Source organism: Heliomicrobium undosum (genome assembly GCF_009877425.1).
Classification (GTDB): domain Bacteria; phylum Bacillota; class Desulfitobacteriia; order Heliobacteriales; family Heliobacteriaceae; genus Heliomicrobium; species Heliomicrobium undosum.
The window spans coordinates 33,440-56,498 of the sequence record NZ_WXEY01000014.1 but is presented as its reverse complement, the minus strand read 5'-3'; the positions used below and the strand labels follow the sequence as shown (position 1 = coordinate 56,498).

Genomic DNA, 23,059 nt, shown 5'->3' with positions numbered 1-23,059 from the left:
AGAAAGACCTCCAAAGGACTGAAACGGGCCGCGCAGATGATATTAAACTGCCAGAGAAACTGGCGCTTACTCGATGATCACCCGCCGGCCCTCGATCCGCAGCCGGCCTTCGGCCATCCGTTGCAACGCCTCCGGCAGGATGCGGTGTTCTTCCTTTAAAATACGGGCCGCCAGGGTGTCTTCATTGTCGTCGATCAGGACGGGAACGACGGCCTGGAGGATGATCGGTCCCGAGTCGAGCCCCTCGTCGACAAAGTGGACGGTGCAGCCGGAAAAGCGAACGCCGTGGTCGATGGCCTGGCGCTGGGCGTGCAGGCCAGGAAAGGCCGGCAACAGAGCTGGGTGGATGTTGATGATCCGACCGGGAAAGGCCTCCAGCAGTTCTGTCGTGATCAGCCGCATGTATCCGGCCAGTAGCAGCGCGTCGGCGCCGGCGCTTTTCAGCAGTTCGGCCAGCTTGCGGTCATAGTCGGGTCGCTGGGGGTAGTCTGACGGCGGCAAATAGATGGAAGGGATGCCGCGCGACGCCGCCCGCTCCAGCGCCAATGCGTCCTGGCGGTTGGACAGCACCATGACGACCTGGGCGTCGAGGCGGCCGGCGTCGATCGCGTCGAGGACGGCTTGCAGGTTGGAGCCGCGCCCGGAGGCGAGGACGCCGAGCTTCAGCGTCATTCGGCTTCCCCCCGCTCCCAGACCATGACCCCCGAGTAGACCACCTCAGGCGTAGCATCGGCGCCATGGGCGTTCTGCTCAATCACGCCGATACGGTGACAGGTTTCCCCCATCTCCGTCAAGATATCGACAGCCTGGTCCGCTTCTTCCGGGGAAACAACGAGGATGAAGCCGACGCCGCAGTTAAAGGTGCGCAGCATCTCTGCGCCAGCAACATTCCCCTTGGCCTGGAGCGCGGTGAAGACAGGCGGCACAGGCCAGCTTCCCAGTTCAATGGCCGCCTGGGTACCCGCCGGGAGGACGCGGGGGATATTTTCCGTCAGGCCGCCGCCGGTGATGTGGGCCATGCCCTTGACGGCCACTTTTTCCAGCAACGCGAGGACGGGCTTCACATAGATGCGCGTCGGCGTCAGCAGTTCCTCGCCGACGGTTTTGCCGAGTTCAGGCAGGAAGGTGTCGACGCTGTGGCCGGCATGGTCGAAGAAGACCTTGCGGGCCAGCGAGTAGCCGTTGCTGTGCAGACCTGACGAGGGGATGGCGAGCATCACATCGCCAGGGCGGATGGTCGAGCCGTCGATCAATTTTTTGCGGTCGGCCACGCCGACGCAGAAGCCGGCCACGTCATAATCCTCTTCGGCGTAAAAGCCGGGCATCTCGGCCGTTTCGCCGCCGATGAGGGCGCAGCCGGCCTGGCGGCAGCCCTCGGCGACGCCGGAGACGATGGCGGCCACCTTTTCGGGGACCAGTTTGCCGACAGCCAGGTAGTCGAGGAAAAAGAGCGGTTCGGCGCCCTGGACGAGGATGTCGTTGGCGCACATGGCCACACAGTCGATGCCGATCGTGTCATGGCGGTCCATCAGCATGGCGACGCGCAGCTTGGTGCCGACGCCGTCGGTGCCGGAGACGAGGACCGGTTCTTCATACTTGCGGGCATTGAGGGCGAAGAGGCCGCCGAAACCGCCGATGTCAGTGAGGACTTCGGGCCGGAAAGTGCTCCGGACCTGGCCCTTCATCAGTTCGACGGCCCGGTTACCGGCGGTGATGTCGACGCCCGCCTGGGCGTAGGTCAGGCCTGCCTGTTTTTGTTGCTCCGTCATGGGTAACCTCCTAGCAGCCGCAGCCTTCCATGGCGTACTTGTCCAAGCCGATGGGGATTTCAATGGGGTAACTGCCGCAGAAACAGGCCATGCAGTAGTTGTCTTCGGCGATGTCGGGGTTTTGTTCCGTCATCGCCCGCAACAGCCCCTCCTGGGAGAGGTAGTGCAGGCTTTCGGCGCCGATCATCTCTCGGATCTCTGTGATCGTCTTGGTGGCCGCCACCAGTTCCTTGCGCACCGACGTGTCGATGCCGTAGTAGCAGGGATGGGTGATCGGCGGCGAGGAGACGAGCATGTGCACCTCTTTCGCCCCGGCGTGGCGCAGCATCTGGACGATCTTGCCGCTTGTGGTGCCGCGGACGATGGAGTCGTCGATCATGATCACCCGCTTGCCTTCCACCGCCTTGGAGACGGCGTTCAACTTCAGGCGCACCGACTGGGCGCGGATCTCCTGGGTGGGCTGGATGAAGGTGCGGCCCACGTAGCGGTTTTTCATCAGGCCCTGGTCAAAGGGGATGCCTGATTCCTGGGCGTAACCCATGGCTGCCGCCGTGCCGGAGTCGGGAACGCCGATGACGATGTCAGCGTCGATCTTGCATTCGCGCGCCAGTTGGCGGCCCATGGCCCGGCGGGCCTGGTTGACGCTGATGCCGTCGATGACCGAGTCGGGACGGGCGAAGTAGATGTATTCAAAGATGCAGGCGGCCCGGCGCGGCTTGGTCAGCGCCTTCAGGGAGACGAGGCCGTTTTCATCGATGGAGATGATCTCGCCCGGTTCGATGTCGCGGACGAAGTCGGCGCCCAGGGTGTCCAGGGCGCAGGACTCAGAGGCGACCACATAGGCGTCACCCAGGCGGCCCAGGCAGAGGGGGCGGACGCCGTGAGGGTCGCGGACAGCCAACAGCCGCTTTTCTGTCATGACCAGCAGCGAGTAGGAGCCTTTGATATCGATCATCGTCTTGATCAGGGCTTCTTCCAGGGAAGACTGGCCGTAGCGGGCCAGCAGGTTGACGACCACCTCGGTGTCGGTTGTCGTCTGGAAGATGGCCCCAGTGACGGCCAGATTGTGGCGCATCTCCGACGCGTTGGTCAGATTGCCGTTGTGGGCCACCGCCATCATGCCCTTGCTGTAGCGGAAGATCAGGGGCTGGGCGTTGGCGAGCAGGCTGGAACCGGTCGTCGAGTAGCGCACATGGCCGACGGCCACGTTCCCTTGCAGTTCCTTCAGCTTCCGCTCGTCAAAGGCTTCCGTGACGAGGCCCATGCCCTTGTGGAAGACGATCTCCTGGTCATTGCCGACAGCGATGCCGGCGCTCTCCTGCCCGCGGTGCTGCAGGGCGAAGAGGCCGAAGTACGCCAACCGGGCCACGTCTTTGCCGGGCCCGTAGATCCCGAGAACGCCGCACTCTTCCTCCATTTTGTCCCAAGGAAGCTCGTGGGTGCATTCGTATGACATGATAGGCCTCCCGCCGGTGTAATTAGTTTGACAAGGGTTCAATCTCACAGGTGAAGGCTTCTAAAACCTCGTTGATTAGCCGCCGGCGGCAGAAGTCTTCCGCCTGCCGCCGGGCCGCCTCCACATCATCCGTATCGAGGAGAAACTCGACGTAGCGACCCGTTCGGAGGCCGGCAGGCACGGCTTGCGCTGCCGGCATGGTAGGCGCGGCCAGCTCGTCGCCACCCTGCCGGAGCCGCTCTTCGAGCGCCTCGCGCTGGGGATCGCGGAAGCCGGCTTTGACGGTGATGATGATCTTCGCTTTAACCATGGGTTACCCCTTCAGCTTGCTCTCCAGTCGATTCAGGATCTCCTGGTAGGCCTCTTCAAGGCCGCCCATATCGCGGCGGAAACGGTCCTTGTCCAGTTTTTCCTTCGTCCGGCTGTCCCAGAAGCGGCAGGTGTCGGGCGAGATCTCGTCACCCAGGAGCACCTCGCCGTTGTGGAGGCCGAACTCCAGTTTGAAGTCAACGAGGTCGATGTTCAAGCCGGCCAAGAATTCCTTGAGGATCTCGTTGACCTTGAGAGCGATGACTTTGATGACGTCCATCTGTTCCGGCGTGGCCCATTCCATAGCGGCGATGTGGTATTCGTTGATCATCGGGTCGCCGAGGGCGTCGTCCTTGTAGTAAAACTCGAGGACGGGCTTGGCCAGCGGCGTGCCTTCCGGCTGGCCGACGCGCTTGGCCAGGGAGCCGGCGACGGTGTTGCGGGCAACCACCTCGACGGGGATGATCTGGAGGGACTTGACGAGCATCTCCCGGTCGTTGATCAGTTCAACGAAGTGGGACGGAACCCCTTGCTTGGCCAAGTATTGAAAAAAGAGGGCCGAGATGCGGTTGTTGAGGACGCCCTTGTTCTCGATCTCCGCCTTCTTCTCGCCGTTGAAGGCCGTGGCCGAGTCCTTGTACTCGATCCAGTAGATGTCCGGGCTTTCGGTCCGGAAGACTTTTTTGGCTTTTCCTTCGTAGATCTGTTCCAGTTTGCTCAGTTCGGACATGGACTTGACTCCCCTTTCTACGCTTCTGCACAACCACGCTGCTTATCGTTACGTTTCCGTTATTGAGTTTTTTATGGTTACCGACTTCGAATAGCTTACAGACCGACCCGCTTGAAGAGGGTGTCCACATGCTTGATGTGGTAGTCGTAATCGAAGAGGCCTTCCACTTCGGCGGGGCTCAGTTTTTCCATGATCTCGCTGTCTTCGAGGACCAGTTCCTTGAAGGGCCGCTTGACCTCCCAGGCCTTGAGGGCGTTGCGCTGGACCCAGTGGTAGGCCGTCTCGCGCAGGGCGCCCTTGTCGACGAGGGCGAGCATGACCCGCTGGCTGTTGACAAGGCCCAGGGTTTTTTCCAGGTTCTCTTGCATGTGTTCCGGGAAGACGTTCAGGTTGGCGACGATATCGATCATCTTGGCCAGCATGTAGTCGAGGAGGATCGTCGAGTCAGGGACGATGACGCGCTCCACCGAGGAGTGGGTGATGTCCCGCTCATGCCAGAGGGCCACGTTCTCCATGGCCGCCAGGGCGTTGCCGCGCAGCACCCGGGCCAGGCCGGCGACGCGCTCCGACGTGATCGGGTTTTTCTTGTGGGGCATGGCGGAGGAGCCTTTTTGCCCTTTGGAGAAGGCCTCTTCCACCTCATGGATGTCAGTGCGCTGCAGGTTGCGCAGTTCCGTAGCGAACTTGTCCAGCGACGAGCCGATGACAGCCAGGGTGGTCATGTACTCGGCATGGCGGTCCCGCTGGATGACCTGGGTGGAGATGGGGGCCGGACGGAGGCCCAGCTTGCGGCAGGCGTATTCTTCGACGAAGGGATCGATCTGGGCGAAGGTGCCCACAGCGCCGGAGATGGCGCCCACGCTGATCGTGTCGATGGCGTGGTTCATCCGCTTGATGCAGCGGCCCACCTCGTCGTACCAGAGGGCGAGCTTGAGGCCGAAAGTGACCGGCTCGGCATGGATGCCATGGGTGCGGCCGACCATGACGGTGTACTTGTGCTCCTTGGCCCGCTCGCCGATAACCTCGCGCAGCTTCTTCAGCTTCTGGAGGATGATCTCGCCGGCCTCGCGCATCTGCAAGGACAGGGAGGTGTCGAGCACGTCCGAGGAGGTCATGCCCATGTGGACATATTTGGATTCCTCACCGACATACTCAGCGACATTGGTGAGGAAAGCGAGAACGTCGTGTTTGGTCACTTCTTCAATTTCCAGGATCCGCTGGACGTTGAAATCGGCCTTGTCGCGGATGGCTTCAAAAGCCTCCTGGGGGATCTTGCCCAGAACGGCTAAGGCCTCGCAGGCGGCCACCTCTACGTCGAGCCATTTGCGGAAACGGTTTTCGTCGGCCCAGATGGCGCCCATTTCTTTGAGTGTGTAACGTTCGATCATCCCTGTACCCCTCCTGATTTCTGCGCCGTCCTACCTCTGGAAAGGACGGTCCCTTCGTGTATGGCGCTACGTTTTTGCAAAAAAGCAAAGCCCGGGCAGATAGATTCCCGCCTTGCTAATGCAAGGAACCTATCCGCCTGGGCTTTTCTCCCTCCGGTGTAAAAAGGGTAAACATCATCCGTTGACCCCTTTTTGCAGCGCTCGGTCCAGACCGTTTCACGCGGAACCCTGAGCTGCACTTCCCTCAAGTTTTGAAAAACAATCGTTCAATCCCAAACTCTATTATAACCTAAAATACCGGTCTCGGATCCCCCAAATTTGCATCTTTCTTTTCTACCTGGCGGACCATTTTTTCCTTGTAGGCTTTGAACTTCTCCCGCAGGTGGGGGTGTTTGCCGCCGAGGATCTGGACGGCCAGCAATCCGGCGTTTTTGGCGCCGTCGACGGCCACCGTCGCCACAGGGACGCCAGGGGGCATCTGGGCGATGGCCAGCAGGCTGTCCCAGCCGCGGAGGGCGCCCGATTGGAGGGGAACGCCGATGACAGGCAGGACGGTGAAGGCGGCGATGACACCGGGCAGGTGGGCCGCCATGCCGGCGCCGGCGATGAGCACCTCGATGCCGCGCTCCTCAGCCGTCTGGGCGTAGCGGGCGGCGCGGTCAGGGGTGCGGTGGGCGGAGGCGACGATCATTTCGGACTTGACGCCGAATTCTTCGAGGGCTTCGGCTGCGTCTCTCATGACCTTCAGGTCAGAGTCGCTGCCCATGATGATGCCGACGAGGGGTTTGTCGGTTAACTGGCTCATTGGTATCCTCCTTTGTTTTTGCAACCCTATCGCTTCGTCGCGGGGTGGCTAGGGCCGGTCGCTAAGAGCTCTGCGGCGGCTCGCTTCGGCGGTTCCGCTCGGGCGCCAAACCTCTGGGCTTTTCTGCATGTGAACCATGGCGCCCTTGACGCTCCACCGCCTGCGCTCGCTTTTTCGCCGCTCCGCTCAAACCGCGCCCGACCCTAGCCACCCCTGGACTATTCAAAGGGGCTCACGAAAATCCGTTTTATGTTGGAACCTTTCCTTTTACAAAAACATTCGTCGCGCTAGGACTCGCGGGGTGGCTAGGGCCGGTCGCTAAGAGCTCTGCGGCGGCTCGCTTCGGCGGTTCCGCTCGGGCGCCAAACCTCTGGGCTTTTCTGCATGTGAACCATGGCGCCCTTGACGCTCCACCGCCTGCGCTCGCTTTTTCGCCGCTCCGCTCAAACCGCGCCCGACCCTAGCCACCCCTGGACTCTTCAAAGGGGTTTCAGTCCTGACATAAACACCCTCATTACCAATATGGAATGTCCCGTCACTTACCCGCGATTTATGGGGTTCCCTATCTCGCCCCCACATCGCTCACCCATCTATCCCACCCTATCGCCCACTCATCTGAGCCAGCCTTATAAAAAGGGACAAGCCGATCTCGCTTAGTGCCCCCCTAGCGTCACATACCGCCAAATGACAAGAATCGTCAGCAGGTACATGAGCCAGTGGACCTGGCGGGCTTTGCCGGTGACGGCTTTGAGGATCGTGTAGAAGACGATGCCGGCGGCGATGCCGTTGGCGATGTTGTAGGTGAAGGGCATGAGAGTGAAGGTGAGGAAGGCGGGGAAGGCGTCGGTGAAGTCGTCGAAGTCGATGTCGCGGACGACGCCGATCATAAGGACGCCGACGATGATCAGGGCCGGGGCGGTGGCGGCGTCAGGGATGAGGCGGAAGAAAGGCGCTAGGACGAGGGCCAGCAGGAAGAGAACGCCGGTGGTGACGGCGGTGAGGCCGGTCCGCCCGCCTTCGCCGATGCCGGCGGCCGATTCGACGTAGGCGGTGATCGTCGAGGTGCCGAGGAAGGCGCCGAGGCTGACACCAGCGGCATCGACGAGCATCGCTTTGCCGATTTGGGGAGAGCGCCCCTTCTCATCAAGCAGCCCCGCCCTTCCGGCCGTGCCGACAAGGGTGCCGAAGGTGTCGAAGAGTTCCACGAAGGTGAAGGTCAGCACGACAGAGATGAGACCCAGTTCCAGCGCGCCGGCGATGTTCAAGGAACCGACGGCCAGGTCATTGAAGGCGGGCCAGGTAAAGGCGAAGTCGCCGATTTTGGTGACGCCCATGGGTATCCCCAGCAGGGTGGTCGTGACAATCCCGATCAGGAGTGCCCCCCGGACCCGCATGGACATCAGGATCGCCGTCAGGACCAGCCCGAAGAGGGCCAACATGGTGTCCGGTTTCAGGAAACTGCCGATGATGAGGTCCCATTCAAAGTACAGGAGTTGTCCGTAGCCGCCTGAGCCGGTCACATTGCCCAGTGACGGTCCCAGGTGGAGGCTGGCCACGGTCAGGTGGGCCAGCTTCAAGCCGATGATGGTGATGAAGAGCCCGATGCCGGCGGTGATCGCCTTCTTCAGGGACGTGGGCACCGCCTCGATGAGCAGTTGGCGCACCTGGGTGACGGTGAGCACGATGAAGATGAGGCCCGAGATAAAGACCGCCCCGAGGGCCATGTCCCAGGGGATGCCGCCCCTCTGGGAGGCGACGACGGCAAAGTAGGCGTTAAGCCCCATCCCCGGCGCAAGGGCGACGGGAAAATTGACATAGATCCCCATGGCGATGGTGACGAGCCCCGCGCCCACACAGGTGGCAAAAAAGACAGCGTCCTTGCTCATACCGGTAGCGGAAAGGATCCCCGGATTGACGGCCAGAATGTAGGCCATGGTCATGAAGGTGGTGATCCCAGCGGTGATCTCTGTGGCTGCGTCGGTCCCTTTGGCTTTTAGGTGAAACAGTTTTTCCAGCACGGCGGCGTCCCCTTCTTCATTGAAGTTTTGGTTCGCCCGCCCTGTGGCTTCTATATCTTAGCAGAGGCGAAAAAACAGTGTCAACAAAGGGCAGGCTATTGGTGATGAAAGGAGTATGCTGATGCATTGGATCGACTTTTGGAACCTGAGCCGGCCCCTTGTGGCCCTGCGCTACGGCGCCACTGCAGCAGCCGCCGGATTCATCGAGGGGGGCTCTATTCTTTCCCTCGCCCTCGCAGGGCTGTCCGGGCTGCTCTTCGTGGCTGGCGTCTATGCCTTTGATGACATTGAAGACCTGCCAGAAGACCGGATCAATCACCCCGAGCGGCCTTTGCCATCGGGACGGCTCTCTGTGCGAGCAGCCCGCACATTCGGGATTATCTGCCTGATCCTGGCTGTTGCCGTAGCGGCAGCCCTGCATGACCGGACGGGAGCGATGGCGCTGACGGCGCTGTCCGCCTTTGTGGTCATACCACAGGCGCACCGGCTGACAGAGCGCCACTGGATCGGGAGGGGGGTATCGGTCTTCACCTTCATCTTCTCGGCCTTTCTGCTCGGTTCGGCTGCCGCGACAGGTCCCCTATCCCCCCGCCTGTTTTTGCTGGGGGAAGCGATCGGCGTCCTGCACTTGGCGACCAGGATCATCGGCGATGAGCGGGACCTGGAGGGGGACCGGGACCGCCTCCGGACGTTGCCCGCCCTGTCTCTCGCGAAGGCGCGCCGCTTCATCCGCAATGTCCTTGCCCTCTCGGCGGTCCTGCTTCCGCTCCCCTACTTCTTCGGATTCAAAGCGCTCTACCTCCTATTCTCCCTGCCGGCCGCCCTTCATATCCTCCAACAGTCCATCACCTGGAAGATAGACCAGGCAGGGGGGTATCCCGGTCACTGGCTCGCCGCCGTCGTGATCCTGGGCGCCTGTCTCAGCCGTTGACAAAGCACAGAGTCTCAACGCGTGGCCCCCTGCACCCGAAGGGTCACCTCAAAGACGACGGGTATCTTGGGAAAGATCTCGAACCAATTCAGGTCACGCCATTCTTCGATGTTGATGGGCCTGACGTAGCGGCCGATGTGCAGCACATCGGCATTCATTTTCTGCGTCTTTTCCAGCAGGCGATTCATATCGCTGACGATGGCCCGGCTCCCCTGGACACTCATGGCTTCGAAATCCTCCATCGTATAGCGGACCTGAGGCGGGTTGGCGTCGGAAAGCATTCCCGTCATATCGATGCGGATCGTCGCCGCATACTGGCCCGGACCCTCTCGTCGAACGCGGTAGGAACTCTTGACCTCCTGGATGCGCACGGTGATATCACTGACCTTGTCATCACGCGCTTCCATCTGTCCTTTCGTCTGGGGGTCGCGCCCGCCGCCTCCGCCTCTGCTTTGCTCACCGGCTCCGCCCGGCGCTTCGAAGCGATAGGTATACAAATAAGGGGTCCTCTCTTCTGTGATCATGGTGAGGAGCGCCGTTTCGAGGTTGTTCAATGTGCCAACCATCTTGTCGTAGTGAAAGACGGCAGACCCGTCGTAGTAAATGCGTCCCTCTTCCGCTCGGATATAGGGGGTGGTGATGCAACCCGTCTTGTCCAGGTACGTCCGGTACGCATCCCAGAGAAAGGTCCGGGCGATCCCGGCAGAGCGGTTTTCCGCGTTGAGTTGACTGACTAAGATATTTCCGCCCTGGGTTCCCTCCAAGGTGATCGTCTTCGACGAAAACAGGGTCTGCAGATCCGATTCCGACACCAGCACATAGGCGTTATGGCGCACCTGCGCCTGGAACATGCTCCAGGACAGGAAGGGGAAAATGCCCTCCCTGGCTGCCCGTTCACTGATGACGATCGTGCCGGCCAAGCCGAAATCCAACAGGCGAGGCATAATTCTTTTGGAATACTCGATACAGTCGTCAATGGTCTCTCCCTCCAGCCGCGGCGAAAGGGTGGGCGGACCGGCCGTTTTCTCCGGGGTAGGCTGGGTGTTGGATTCAGACTGTTTTGGATTATGGATATCCGGTATCAGGGCGAGCGCATCTTTTTCACCGAGATCAAATCCGATATTCATCACCATCAAACGCCGTTCGATGGGCATCTTGTCCCAACAGCCGGCAAGGACAGGCAACAGGCTCAACAGGACCGCCAACAGCACCCGTGACGTCCGGCGTCTAGCCATTATGCTCGCCCCCCGTCCCGCCGGATGGCGCAGTCTTTTCTCGGCGAAAGCGGGCCAGGATCAACAGGAGACCTACCGTAGCGATCATAAAAACGCCCCAAAAGGGACCGAGCCATCGCAGGAACTGTGTCGACTGTTGGAAGGCTTCAAACCATGGACGGGCGAGCAGGGCGATCACAAAATACACATAGATGACAGGATGATAATTGGCCAGGTTCAACCACTGCCCAACAGCCCGCGCCCCTGTGACGATCATGGCCCCCATGGCCGTCGTGGTCGGGAACATCCAGAGCAACACCAAAAAGATATCGACACGTTCGAAGAAGACCATCTGGCGCAAGGTGGTCATCTTTACTTTCAAGGGCTGTTCAAAACTGGAGGCCATCTCCATCCCTAAGGTCCCGATGATCAGAAAGAGGCTAAACAACAGATAAAAGGCCCCGATGATAGTCACGACGAGGATCACCCAGTACATTTTTTTGCTGTGACCCAGGGCGTCATTGAGGAACAAGGGCAGACTAAAACCAAAAAAGACCATCAGGGATGCATAAAAATCAAGGCGCCCCCAGTAGGAAAAGTCAAACTGGGTCACCGGGAGTGCCAGTTCCGGACGGATGTCGGCGATGGAGAGATAAAACATGACCACCGTCAGGGGAAAGATGATCACCAGATGCTCATCGTTTGTCCGCGTGACCACCTCCGTCCCCATTAAGGCGATCCAGCAGGCGATAGCTAAGAGAACTGTGGAAAGGACGATGGGCGGTGTCTGGTTCAGGTGCACGTCCACAAGCAGTTCCGCGGCAATGCGAAAGACTGGCCAAGGCAAGGCCAGATGGAAGAGAACGAGCGGCAGTGTGATGATGATGCCAAGCCAGCGCCCTGTCAGCTTTTGCGCGACGCCGACGATGTTATCACGAGGAAAGCGGGCGCAAAAACGCCAGGCCAGGGCCGAGGGAATCAGCGACAGGGCAACCCCCGACAACAGGGGCGCCCAGGGGTTGTAAGCAACGCTGTGCAGCAAAAAACCGTGGTAATAGAGACCGGCCCCGGAGACAAAAAAGGAGCCCATCAGGAGACCGATCTGGATCATGGAGATTTCTTCCCTGTACACGTTACCCTCTCCAACCGTTCATCTCAAGGATGCACTCCGCGATTCTCTTTGAAATAGGGTCGGTTACACATCATCCATGCTGTCTTCGTTGTATTTCATTGACTTGGTGTCCCAGTGCTGACCGTCCTCAGCCTTGAAGGTGCGTGGACGGTTTGTCCGCCATTTTGGTGAAAAGAGGTAAATCGTATCGGTGAGGTCGCGAAGGTGGATGGCCGACATCTGGCTTAGGTAAGGAACGCCGTAGGATTTCAAGGAACCCACGTAGGCCAGCACAGTGGTCGCCGCGAATACGACGCCGACGACACCAAAAAAAGACGCCCAGATCATAAAATAGTACTTCAAGAGCCGCATGGCTTGCAGCATGGACAGGTTGGACACGGTCAGGTTGGTAATCGCCGTGACGGCTACGATGATGACGATGATATTGGAGGCCAGTTTCGACTGGACAGCCGCCTGGCCGAGGATCAGGCCGCCGACGATGGTAACGGCGCCGCCGACGATACGCGGCAGTCGCTGGCTCGCCTCCAGGATGATGTCCAGCATGAGCAGCATGAGCAGCACCTCCACCGTGGGCGGAAAGGCGATCCCCTCCCGGGAGGCAGCCATGTTCATGATCAGTTGGGAACCGATGATCCCTGTTGGAAATTCGGTGAAGGAGATGTACAAGGCCGGCAACATCATAGTCAGGTGGTTGCCGACGATCATGCGCAAGATGCGGAAGAAGGTAGCCAGGACAGGCGAATAGTAGTAGTCCTCCGGGGTGCGCCAGAAATCGATGAAAATGGCCGGCACCACCATCGCTGCCGGCGAGTTGTCGATGAAGACGGCGATACGGCCTTCCATCAGGCTCGCCGTCACCCGGTCCGTCCGCTCGACCGTCAGGCTGAGCGGAAAAATGTTGCTGGAACGCTTCTGCAACAGCAACGACAGTTCGGACACATCATGAACCACATCGATATCGAGGCTCTTCAGGTCCTCCTTGACAGCGTCGATCCGCGGCGGGTAGGCGATCCCCTCCACATAGGCCACCACGGCCTTCGTCTTGCTCCGCCGTCCGATCGTCATCGACTCGAACCGCAGGCGTTCATCCTTGATGTGCTTGCGCAGCAGCGCCGTGTTGACGCGGATGGCCTCGACAAACCCCTCGATAGGGCCGCGGATCACCTGTTCCGTGATCGGCTCGCCGACAGTCCGGTGTTCGTACTGGTGGTTGAAGATGACCAGGCCTGACGACAACCCTTCTGCAAAGAGGAGCGTGTTGCCGTCAAGAAGTTGGCTTTTGGCCTGATCGAGCGTTTTGATCTTCTTCCAGTTGGGGACGGAGATGACCATTCGTCCGAGCGTCTCGAAGATGTCCGATGACTCATCCTGGGGCGAGGCGTTCTGCAACGGTTCAATCACGTGGAGGGCAAGCTCTTTTTTGTCAACCAAGCCCTCAATGGCGGCCAGGAGAAACGTGCGACCCAACGCCTGATTTTCGATAGGGCGGAAGAAAAGATCCTTGGGCTCGCCGAGGGCCTCTTTTAAGGCGTCCTTCGTCGCTTCCAGCGAAGCAGGCAAAGCCCGTTCCACCTTCCCCGAACGGTCATCAGGCGGCGGGATCTCGTCTTTGCGGTGTTTATAAAGGTAAGTGTCCCAAAAGCTGTGCTTGTTCTCTTCGACCACGCCGTTTCACCCTATAGTAGCTTTTCCCCGAAGGGAAATACGACATGCCCTCAAATCAGCGGGAAAGCTGTTTACGAGGTCGATTTAGATGAACCACTAACAAATTGGGTTTCCGGCAGTGAAAAACCGCACTATCTGTTGAGATAGTTAATTTTTTGTTATAATTTCCGTAAGGCGGCTAGAATCGAGGGCTCATCCGAATCTATCTCCCTCGACAATCCCAAAGCGTTTCCGGTAAAATGGAAACGAAGCGCACACCCTATCTGGAAACCCAAGAGAAATAGAAAATGACCAGACAAGAGAGGGGTTTTCCAATTTGACGAGGTCTAAAAAGATCACGCTGGAACTTTCACCGGAACGGCTCCACTGGCTTGACGGACAGTCCGATCTGCATGGTGAACCGATTCCCGAGATCCTGTTGCGATTGATCGATGACGCCATCGCCCGCGATAACCTGGAACAACTCCGCCCTGAACTGGAATCGATGATCAAATCGACAGTGCGCAATGTGGTCGAGATGTCGATCACGCAAAAAACGATGGTGGCCGTCAAACTCTTCGATGAAGCCGTTTCCCCCGCGATGAAGGCCTTCGGCAACCGGGTGACGGAAAGCGTCTTTAAAATGGCCGATCGGGTCGAACGCGTGGAAAAACAACTGTACGCCATGAACAAAGGCCAGTTCCGTGACGGCGAATTGCCCGAAGCAGAACCGGCCGTCCCGAAAATGGCCACCGCCGTTTCTGCTGTTGCCGCCTCTCCTGCCCTTGGCGTCGCGTCGGCGCGGGCAGGTGAACCAATCGGCGCAACGAGCGACAGCCCCCGCAAGGAAGGTGTCCTGGTTGATTTGCGCGACCACCTCACCGGAGGCAACTGGCCTGAGTAATGGATAACTACATATTGCGGTAACCATGAAAACCCTGGCCTCGCATGGAGACCGGGGTTTTTTGCGCGCAAAAACGTGCAACCACTCTTGATTGTTGAGGGACAGCTCTGCTCTAATTTTCACAATCTTTTAAAAACGAAGAAAATATCCGTTTACACATTACAATAGTAGCTATCTCGCCATCGTTTCACCATAAACAATCAGGGAGTGATTCCCATGTCCTCAAAAGGTGACAGCCGTGAAACCTTTTCATCCGGTCTTGCCGTTTTCTTCGCCACCCTCGGTTCCGCCGTCGGCCTGGGCAACATCTGGAAGTTCCCCTACCTCGTCGGCGCCAATGGCGGCGGCGCTTTCCTGCTCATCTACTTCCTCTGCATCCTCTTCGTCGGGTTGCCGGTGATGGCGAGCGAGTTCTTCATCGGTCGCAAGACCCGCAAAAACGCCATCGGCGCTTTCAAGCAACTGAAACCCGGCTCGCCCTGGAAGCACATCGGCACCATGGGCGTCGCCGCCTCGGGCCTGATCATGTTCTTCTATAGTTGTGTCGCCGGTTGGGTCTACTACTACCTCTTCAAGGCGATCCGGGGCGACTTCGCCGGCGTCACCCTTGACTCGGCAAAAGCCCAGTTTGGCAGCGTCGTCACCGACCCGGTCACACCCATCCTCTGGCAGGTCATCGTCATGGCCGTCGTCTCCCTGATCCTGACCATGGGTGTGAAGAAAGGGATTGAGAAGATCACCAAGACCCTGATGCCGCTCTTATTCCTTCTCATCATCATCATCGACATCCGAGCTGTCACCCTGCCCGGCGCAGCGGAGGGACTCAAGTTCCTCTTCCATGTCGACTTCAGCCAACTGAGCGGCGCCGTCATCCTGACGGCCATGGGCTTGGCCTTCTTCAAGCTCTCCCTCGGCATGGGCACCATGATCACCTACAGCAGTTACTTCACGGAAGACAATAACCTGCTCGGCACGGCCGTCAAGGTCGCCTTCGCCGACACCCTGGTTTCCATGCTGGCCGGCATCGCCATCTTCCCGGCTGTCTTCGCCTTCGGCATGCAACCGGGCGCTGGTCCGGGACTGCTCTTTATGACCATCCCCCTCGTCTTCTCTCAGATGCCCTTCGGCAACGTGTTGCTGATCGCCTTTTTCTTCCTGACCTCCATCGCCGCCACGACGGCCATGCTCTCCCTCGTCGAGGTGCCTGTGGCCTACTTCAGTGAAGAACGGGGCCTCTCCCGCAAATCGTCGGTGCTCCTCTGCGCCGCCGTCATCGTTGTGCTGGGCATCCCAGCAGCCCTTTCGGCAGACAGCGCCGGCCTGCTCGGCGGCGTCACCGTCTTCGGCAAAAGCTTTTTTGACCTCTACGACTTCATCTCCTCGAATATCATGCTACCCCTGGGCGGGCTGTTCATCGCCCTCTTTGCGGGCCATATGATTGACAAGGCGCAGTGGCGGCAGGAATTGACCAACCAGGGCCGCATCGGCCTCGCCGGCGCAGTGGGTCTTTTCCGGTTCATCATTCGCTATGTGACGCCGGCCCTGCTGGTCATCGTCTTCCTTCATTCGATCGGCGTTCTGTAAACCGTTTCATGTCAGCCTGCCGCTTTCGCTTCCCGGCGCTCCAGTAATAGAAATCCCCCGCTCTTCGGTCCATGTCTGATAGCCAGGCAAAAAGGGCCCCCCGATGATTGTGTCCAACACGTATCATCGGGGGGCCTTTGTTTTCTGCAGATTTATTATCGAGGTGTTTCCGCTTTCTTCACTGACCTTTGCCTTGACGGCTTTTGCGCCCCTTTACTTCGGACGGTAGGTCCCCCGGATCCAGCGGTACAGATCATCATAGATCGCTCGGATCTTGGGATCGCTGCTGTTGCTCACTCGCACGAGGGTCTTCGACTCGGCATAATAGGCGTTGGTCATGTCGCCGTCGGCGCCGAGCCGGTGCGCCCTATCCAGTTGCTTGTAAAAAGCGTCATAGTGGCCGGCCGAATCGAAGACCTGGTCGCTGATCTCCAGTTCCATGCCGAGGCGGTACTTCTTCGCCAGCGCCGCCGTCCGATCCATCCGCTCGTCCGGCTTGATATCGTCAGCGTAGTAGTTGGGCTGCAGCAGCACGTGCTCAAAACCGTAAGAGCGCCAGTTTTCATAACCGTTGGCGCCGTAAAAGGGGATCCAGTAGAAGTCGCGGTTGTCGGCCCGGACGATGCGTGCGGCCCCCTGCACCAGTTGCGTCTCATCGGGGACGTGGACGTCGATCGTTTCAGCGTACCAGTAAATCCCGGCCAATTCCAGATTTTCGAATCCGGCGCCCTGCCAACGCTCGATCAGTTCCCTGTAATACCACTTGAGCGCCGCCAGCCTGTTGTCCAGCGCCTGTTCACGGCCCACATGGGCGGGATCGAAGGATAGAGAGGGGCTATTTTTCTCCAGGCTGCCGAAGTTCCGTTCCTGGCTGTCCGGATAGGGCAGGGTGAGAATCACCTTCTCCGTATGGGCCGTCCCCAGGATGCGATTCATCTCGGCGACCGCCCCGTTGAGCGCACTCAACTGGATGCCTGGGGTGAAGAGATCGTCCAGGTAGGCGCCCCACTTTTCCTTGACACTGCCTGTCTCCCCATAGGGGAGGAAGAGCATTGTGTCAAACATCCGATCCCGGTAGCCCTGGCGGTTCCGGTAGGCGATCATAGGAAGAAAGTCGTCGCTCGTCCAAGTTCCGGCTTTTCCGTAGTGACCGGTGTACACGAGCAGGATGTCGTTGACGCCGGGAATTTGGAGGTAGCCCCTCGCTGACTTGGCGACCCGCGCGTCCTGGCTCAGCAACACCGGTTTCGCCGGCGACGGGGCGCCCTCGACAGTCAACCGCCGTGCAAAGGTCCAATCGTCGACAGGGAAGCTGAGTTTTATGTACCGCGTATTTAGGGCTGGGAAGCGAAAGCCCAGAACACGCTGTTGCACGGCGCCATCAGAGGGAGAAAGGCTGTGGCGCGCCTCGCCCAGGTAATACCAGTTCTGCCCATCCGGGGAGACAGCCCCTTGCATGTGCGGAGGCATCCGGATCCCTGCCTGCTTGTCCTGCAAAAACTCCAAAGAAAGGCCGGTCACCGGTCGCATCCGCTGCAGGTCGATCACCACATCGCGGCCCTCCTGGCGGAGAAAGCCTGTCCAAGTCTCATCCGGCGACGCCAGCCCCCCTTGGGGTCCGGGGTATTGTTTCGTCTCCAGTTGCTGAAACGCGAGGTCAGGCGCATGCTGGCTGACCTGGACAGAGAATGCGGCGGCGGCCAACGGTCCCTCGCCGAAGCCCGGCGAAGGCGTTTTTTCACCCATCACCTGTTCCTCTCTCGCCGGCGATGTGGTTCTTGGCCTCGACGCCGTGTACGCCTCGACCTCCAAGGCATAACTGGCAAGACCGGCATTGACGGTGACCAGGCCTCGCTTTGCCTGCGGCCCCAGTGTAAAACCGCCATCGCCGGACAATCGGCCGATATTCGGATTATCGACGCCGAAAACAGGCGTAAAGCCCAAGGGCGCCCCCTTTTCAGGCGTCCACTGATCAGGCTGGCCGGGTGGGAGTTCCACCGCTTTCGTCTCATCGGGCCAAAGGCCGACCTGGCGTTTCGATGTGACGGCGATGGCGCGCAAGGCCTGCACCTTACGGTCCAGGCGCAGCCTTTCCATCAATCGCTCTGTTTCGGACAGGGTCAGCCCGTCGCGGGGGCTAAACCGTCCGTCCCGGGCCGGCAACCAGCCCTTTTGAACGGTATAGCGGACGGCCTGCCGGGCATAATCGGAAATCTCCCCTTCATCGTTCAAGGGATCCCCGAAGACCGGTTCCTGCCGGTCCCCGAAAGCGCGCCAGAGGAGCAGCGCCGCATCCTGCCGGCGCACCGCCTCGCCGACGCCTAGGCGGCCCGGCGAAATACCGGAGATCAGACCGAGGCGGGTCAACGCCTCAATCGCTCCGTAATCGGGCGAAGCCGGCATGACATCGACGAAAGAGGCTTTTGGCGGAAAGAGGGGTTGGACACCAAGCACCTTTGACAGTTGGGAAAGGAACTCGATCCGTTTGAGCGCGGGCTCTGTCTGAGCGTTTGTTGACTGTGCCTGAAGCAGGTCCGCCGGCTGCGACAGCGCGGGGACTCCTTCGCCGGGTGAGGCAAAAGCGGCAGTAAGAGGGACCAGACCGGTACCTGCCAGAACCCATGCGGCCATACAGGATGCCAAGAACTTACTTTTCATGATTGAGCAGTTCTCCCCGTTTGGATTTGGATGATGAAACAGACTTCGACATAAAAAAACAAATCCCTTTTCTTTTCCTTTTATTTCAAGATGCCGACAGACTCCAACATAGCGGCTTAGCAAATGAAACTTTCATGCCCCGTCTGGTCACAACGCGATGATGAAAATGGTATCGTTACACTTCTTTTGCGAAACGGTTCAGATCTTCAACGCCCCCCTGCATCTCCGTAAGCGCCCTATCCACCTCCACCGTCACAGCGGCCTGTTGCTGCGCCAGGCTCTCCAGTTGCGCCAGGTGGCGATGGCTGACCTTGACGTCCTCCGCCATACGTTTCAGGCCTACACGGATCAACTTGGCGTTTTCCGATGTCGTGAGGGCCAAGGCGCGAATCTCATCGGCCACAATGGAAAAACCGCGGCCTGCTGCGCCGGCGCGGGCTGCTTCGATGGCCGCATTCAGGCCGAGCAACTGGGTCTGCGAGGCCACCCGATCCACCAGTTCTATGGCGTCATCCATGATCTGTAACCCTTCCGTCAACCGCCGGCTGGCCGTGGTGAGCGTATCAATCTCCCTGGTCAACGCGCCAGCCGTCCCGGCGATGGATTTTCCCTTTTCCGCCAGTTGATGGGTTGACAACTCGAGGCGACCCGCCATCTCATACATAAGAATCTCTTTTTTTCTGGCCGTCGTCATGGACACCACTCCCGCTACCTGGGGACCATCGAAAATCGGAAGCGCGATGGCTCGGTAAGGAAATCCAAAGAGAGACTGTTCCTTGGTAATGGAACGAACGACTGTCTTCCTTTGTTGCATCGCATCGTGTGTAGCCATCCCCGGCTTCACCAGGTCGCCCGGTTTGATCTGAAACCGGATTTCGCTGCCGTCGCGAAGCCAGATAAACTTCTCTCGGTCGGCAATACCCAGAAAATTGCGCCCTTCGAAAAGATCATGGATAAAATCGGCCACTGCCAGGATCGGTTGTAATACCTCCGAGACCTCCGCCATCGCCCTCACCCTTCCATTGAAAACCCATAAGTCATTTTATTCTATTAATAGGTACGGTAATTCCCATAAAAAACAACATTCCTGCCTGTGATCGGGTCACCTTCGCATCAATAACATGAGACCTCCGAGCACCCGCAGATCTCGGCCCAAAACACCCCCACCAGGGTTGATACCTGTCAAATTTTTGTCTTACCATTTCTATCTTTATACGCATAGGCTACCTGCGAGTGTGCAATTTCTTCTCTTCCGCCTTTTTCGGTCACAGGCGAAAGGCGCTTTATTGACTGCGCCAATCTCTCGAAGGAGGAAGGCCCATGGAGATCATCACCATGTCCTGGCCGAGTCTCGATTCTATCGTTCCGGAGAAGAGCCTTTTGTTCCTGCCCATTGCCCCCCTTGAAGAACACGGTCCTCATCTGCCGATCGGCGTCGATTGCCAATGCGCGCTGGAAGGGTGCCGGCGGTCAGCGGCCAAACTGGAAGGCCAATCGAATCTCCGTCCCTATCTTTTTCCGTTGGTTCCCCTGGGGGTGGCCCGGGAGACGGGCGATTTTCCCGGCACCGTTTCACTCTCAGAGAAGCGCTTTTTTTCCTTGGTGTACGAACTGCTGGCCCTGTCAAGCCGTTGGGGGTTTCGCTATGCCGTCGTCGTCTCTCCCCACGGTTCGCCGATACACCTGGCCGCGATTCACGCCGCCATCACCCAGGTGGAAAAGGACTATCCGATCAAGATCGCAGAACCCTTCGCCCATTGGTTTTTCAGCCTGCCTCGAAACCCGGCGCCCGGCGCCATTCCCGACATCCATGGCGGTCGCATTGAAACATCGATCATGCTGGCCCTGCATCCGGAACAGGTTGACCGGGAACTGGCCAAGCGGCTTCCCCCGGTAGAGATCGATGACCTGCGCTACCCCGGAACATGGCGGGAAAAGGGCGCGGCAGAGGGGTACCTGGGCAGCCCGGCAGAGGCCTCTGTGGAAGAGGGGCAACGTTTGCTCTCCAGCCTGGACATCTGGGCCGACGCAGCCATAGACCTCCTGCAAGGCGTGAAATGGCCGCCGCCCCCATTGATTCAAGGGCTGGCAAGCCGGTTGCTGCCCATCGCCCCCTAGAAAAGAAAAAACCGCTGCGCGATAGGCAACGGTTGGCTCTGTATGTTCATGTCCTTTCGATTCGGTGAAAAATTCCGCGATAAACAGGCCGCAAGGCCATCGTCTCCACTAAGGACGCCGCTCTAGGCCGTAACGTCTGCCGTAACGCCGTCCTGGCTGGCTTGCGCCACCGCTTCGTTGTAGGCCGCCATGATGGCTGAAGAGACGACCTCTCTGGCATCGGCGGAGATGGGGTGGAAAATATCGCAGTACTTGCCATCGGGCCGCTTGCGGCTGGGCATGGCCACGATCAGTCCATTGGGACCTTCCACCACCTTGACGTCGTGGACGACAAAGGCGTTATCGAAAGTCACTGAGAAGATAGCTTTTATCTTGCTGTCCACATACAGTTTGCGAATCCGAATGTCTGTGATCTTCACGTTCGAAACACCCTCTTCAAAAGTTGACCTAACCTTATATTATTACGTATTTTGCAAATGTCAATCCTTGCAAGAACAAAAGCAAAAGAAAATTAACCGGAGCGACAGTCCTTCTTCAAGAGATGCGCGCCTGGTCATCTGGAATGGTCGCGGGGTGCCCCTCCCCCGTAAGCGGACGCGGCAAGGGGATTAGGCCTCCAGCGCGGGAAAGAGAACGGAAAAGACAGTCCCCCCGCCGCCTGTCTGCACATCCAACTCCGCCTTATGGTTCTCCACGATGCCATAACAGACAGCCAAACCAAGGCCGGTGCCATCACTCTTGCTGGTCACAAAAGGGGTTCCCAACTTGTTCAGGATTTCTGGCGAAATTCCCGTCCCCTGATCCTCCACGGAAAGGATGACCCGATTGCCGGTGACGCCAGTGCGGATGGTGATCAACTGTCGCGGCGCCATGGCCTCTAGGCCATTGTTCAACAGATTGAGGATCAACTGGCGGATTTGTTTTTCATCCATCCAGACGTCTGGCGCAGGCGCAAGGTCGAACCGGATGTCCTTATTGACGTTGAAAGCTTGCGCCTCCAGAAGGGGCGCCAGTTTTTGCACAACCTCGTTTAAATTATTCCGGGCAAAACGGTCCGCCTTTTTCCGAGACAGGGTCAAATACTCGGTGATGATCTGATTGGCGCGGTCCAGTTCGGATATCATCAACGCAAAGTGTTCGTCGTCATCACGGTGCTGGGCTTTTCGCTGCAGGATCTGAAGAAAACCGCGCACCGTCTGCAAGGGATTGCGGATCTCGTGTCCGAAAGCGCTGGCCAGTTGTCCCACCAGGTTCAGCCGGTCCAACCGCTGCAGTTCCTTTTCCAGACGCCGCTGTTCGGTGATATCGTTGGTCACCGTCAGGATATACTCCCGCCCTTCCAATTGCATGAGTTCCATCGACATGAGCCCTGTCCGTTCCTCGCCGGAGCGGGTGCGAATGATGATCTCCATACTTTTGGTGGCGCCATTTTTCAGCAGGATATCGACCAACTTGGCTTCGTCGGCCCAGATGCCCAGTTCTTCCGCCGTGCGACCGATGATCTCTTCGCGGCGATAGCCGATGACGCGAACGAAGCTCTCGTTTACATCGACATAGCGACGGCACTGCAAGTCTTTGATCGACATGATGCTGGGACTCAGGTTGAAGGCTTTGCCGAAACGCTCTTCCGAAAGCCGCAGAGCGTCCTGGGCGCCCTTGCGTTGAATCGCCTTCCACATGCCGTCAATCAACAGGCACACCTGATCGATATCGGTTTCATCGTAGTCGGTGGCTTTGTTGACCAAGAGCGCCAATAAAATCACCCTATCCCCTTGGATAATGGGAACGGCCAGGATGCGCTCAATGTCCACATGGTCTTTGGGGCATCCCTTGGCCATCCCGATGTCCATCCTGTAGCGGTTTTCGATAATGGGTTGACGCCGGCGAATGGCTTCGGCCCAAAAGCCTCCTCCCTGAATGGAAAACGTATCACCGCATCCGAAGAGGGCGCATTTCTCTGGGACATGGCGCGACCAGGAGCGAATCACGATTTGGGAATCGTCATCATGTACAAACCCCAGCCACCCCAATTCGCTTCCCGTGAGCCGGACCGCTTCATCGAGCACAAATGTGCGGATCTCCTGTTGATCGGCGTCCCACAACTGGTTCAGTTTCACGAGGACTTTCAGGCAGTCTTCCTTCCGGCAGGATTTTTGAACCTGCTTGGGAGCGCGGCCCGATGGAACAACAGCCTGCCGTTCTTCTTCTGCCACAGGGGATGGGTGATGAAAACAACAGTTCGACGCCTGATCGCATCTGATTATGAACTGATCGTCCTGCATCCCCCTCATCCTCCCTGATATTAATCATCTTTTCATGAAAAAATTGGATACCAACCATATTATAATACAGATTTCGTTGCATATATCTTAATTTTTCGAAAAAAATTAGATGCAAGA

At 58.6% G+C, this 23,059-nt stretch carries 19 protein-coding genes; 4 read left to right on the top strand and 15 right to left on the bottom strand.

Going from position 1 to position 23,059, the window contains the following annotated elements:
- Positions 1 to 66: 66 nt before the first annotated feature.
- The 8 genes from purN to GTO91_RS12265 form a co-directional block, all read right to left on the bottom strand.
- Positions 67 to 672 (bottom strand): phosphoribosylglycinamide formyltransferase, encoded by a 606-nt coding sequence (gene purN / locus GTO91_RS12300; RefSeq protein ID WP_161259024.1) that lies wholly within the window; start codon positions 670 to 672, stop codon positions 67 to 69.
- Complete coding sequence (gene purM / locus GTO91_RS12295; protein WP_161259023.1) at positions 669 to 1,769, bottom strand: phosphoribosylformylglycinamidine cyclo-ligase; 1,101 nt, start codon at positions 1,767 to 1,769, stop codon at positions 669 to 671. The genes purN and purM overlap by 4 nt, the downstream gene beginning before the upstream one ends.
- Positions 1,770 to 1,779: 10 nt before the next feature.
- Positions 1,780 to 3,225 carry an amidophosphoribosyltransferase gene (purF, locus tag GTO91_RS12290; RefSeq protein ID WP_161259022.1) on the bottom strand — a complete coding sequence of 482 codons (1,446 nt, stop codon included), beginning with the start codon at positions 3,223 to 3,225 and terminating at the stop codon, positions 1,780 to 1,782.
- Positions 3,226 to 3,247: 22 nt separating this feature from the next.
- Complete coding sequence (locus tag GTO91_RS12285; RefSeq protein WP_161259021.1) at positions 3,248 to 3,535, bottom strand: phosphoribosylformylglycinamidine synthase subunit PurS; 288 nt, start codon at positions 3,533 to 3,535, stop codon at positions 3,248 to 3,250.
- A 3-nt stretch (positions 3,536 to 3,538) separates the two neighbouring features.
- Positions 3,539 to 4,255, bottom strand: a complete 717-nt coding sequence (gene purC / locus GTO91_RS12280; RefSeq protein ID WP_161259042.1) for a phosphoribosylaminoimidazolesuccinocarboxamide synthase — start codon at positions 4,253 to 4,255, stop codon at positions 3,539 to 3,541.
- Between the two features lie 104 nt (positions 4,256 to 4,359).
- The gene (purB, locus tag GTO91_RS12275) at positions 4,360 to 5,652 is read right to left on the bottom strand and encodes an adenylosuccinate lyase (protein WP_161259020.1); all 1,293 of its coding nucleotides are present in this window, start codon (positions 5,650 to 5,652) and stop codon (positions 4,360 to 4,362) included.
- 289 nt (positions 5,653 to 5,941) lie between these two features.
- The gene (gene purE / locus GTO91_RS12270) at positions 5,942 to 6,457 is read right to left on the bottom strand and encodes a 5-(carboxyamino)imidazole ribonucleotide mutase (protein WP_161259019.1); all 516 of its coding nucleotides are present in this window, start codon (positions 6,455 to 6,457) and stop codon (positions 5,942 to 5,944) included.
- Between the two features lie 653 nt (positions 6,458 to 7,110).
- A complete protein-coding gene (locus GTO91_RS12265) occupies positions 7,111 to 8,475 on the bottom strand; it encodes an NCS2 family permease (protein WP_161259018.1) in 1,365 nt (454 codons plus the stop codon).
- Between the two features lie 121 nt (positions 8,476 to 8,596).
- On the opposite strand from GTO91_RS12265, the gene GTO91_RS12260 reads away from it, so the two are divergent.
- Positions 8,597 to 9,406, top strand: a complete 810-nt coding sequence (locus GTO91_RS12260; RefSeq protein WP_161259017.1) for a UbiA family prenyltransferase — start codon at positions 8,597 to 8,599, stop codon at positions 9,404 to 9,406.
- 14 nt (positions 9,407 to 9,420) lie between these two features.
- Here GTO91_RS12260 and GTO91_RS12255 read toward each other — a convergent pair whose 3' ends face one another.
- From GTO91_RS12255 to GTO91_RS12245, 3 genes are all read right to left on the bottom strand, one after another.
- Positions 9,421 to 10,641, bottom strand: a complete 1,221-nt coding sequence (locus GTO91_RS12255) for a Ger(x)C family spore germination protein (RefSeq protein ID WP_161259016.1) — start codon at positions 10,639 to 10,641, stop codon at positions 9,421 to 9,423.
- Entirely contained in the window at positions 10,634 to 11,752 is a 1,119-nt protein-coding gene (locus GTO91_RS12250) for a GerAB/ArcD/ProY family transporter (protein WP_161259015.1), read from the bottom strand. Before GTO91_RS12250 ends, GTO91_RS12255 begins: the two co-directional genes overlap by 8 nt.
- Positions 11,753 to 11,815: 63 nt before the next feature.
- Complete coding sequence (locus tag GTO91_RS12245) at positions 11,816 to 13,417, bottom strand: spore germination protein (RefSeq protein WP_161259014.1); 1,602 nt, start codon at positions 13,415 to 13,417, stop codon at positions 11,816 to 11,818.
- Positions 13,418 to 13,733: 316 nt separating this feature from the next.
- On the opposite strand from GTO91_RS12245, the gene GTO91_RS12240 reads away from it, so the two are divergent.
- On the top strand, positions 13,734 to 14,300 hold the full coding sequence (locus tag GTO91_RS12240) for a hypothetical protein (protein WP_161259013.1): 567 nt from the start codon (positions 13,734 to 13,736) through the stop codon (positions 14,298 to 14,300).
- A gap of 216 nt (positions 14,301 to 14,516) precedes the next feature.
- Positions 14,517 to 15,884, top strand: a complete 1,368-nt coding sequence (locus tag GTO91_RS12235) for a sodium-dependent transporter (protein ID WP_161259012.1) — start codon at positions 14,517 to 14,519, stop codon at positions 15,882 to 15,884.
- Between the two features lie 213 nt (positions 15,885 to 16,097).
- On the opposite strand, the gene GTO91_RS12230 is transcribed toward GTO91_RS12235, so the two are convergent.
- The gene (locus GTO91_RS12230) at positions 16,098 to 18,542 is read right to left on the bottom strand and encodes a DUF4855 domain-containing protein (RefSeq protein ID WP_161259011.1); all 2,445 of its coding nucleotides are present in this window, start codon (positions 18,540 to 18,542) and stop codon (positions 16,098 to 16,100) included.
- A gap of 175 nt (positions 18,543 to 18,717) precedes the next feature.
- The gene (locus GTO91_RS12225; protein ID WP_161259010.1) at positions 18,718 to 19,548 is read right to left on the bottom strand and encodes a methyl-accepting chemotaxis protein; all 831 of its coding nucleotides are present in this window, start codon (positions 19,546 to 19,548) and stop codon (positions 18,718 to 18,720) included.
- A gap of 314 nt (positions 19,549 to 19,862) precedes the next feature.
- On the opposite strand from GTO91_RS12225, the gene GTO91_RS12220 reads away from it, so the two are divergent.
- Positions 19,863 to 20,660, top strand: coding sequence for a creatininase family protein (locus tag GTO91_RS12220; RefSeq protein WP_161259009.1), 798 nt, complete (start codon positions 19,863 to 19,865; stop codon positions 20,658 to 20,660).
- 122 nt (positions 20,661 to 20,782) lie between these two features.
- On the opposite strand, the gene spoVG is transcribed toward GTO91_RS12220, so the two are convergent.
- Together spoVG and GTO91_RS12210 are read right to left on the bottom strand one after the other, a co-directional pair.
- Positions 20,783 to 21,079, bottom strand: coding sequence for a septation regulator SpoVG (gene spoVG / locus GTO91_RS12215; protein ID WP_161259008.1), 297 nt, complete (start codon positions 21,077 to 21,079; stop codon positions 20,783 to 20,785).
- Between the two features lie 189 nt (positions 21,080 to 21,268).
- Positions 21,269 to 22,942, bottom strand: coding sequence for an ATP-binding protein (locus GTO91_RS12210; RefSeq protein WP_161259007.1), 1,674 nt, complete (start codon positions 22,940 to 22,942; stop codon positions 21,269 to 21,271).
- Positions 22,943 to 23,059: the final 117 nt, after the last annotated feature.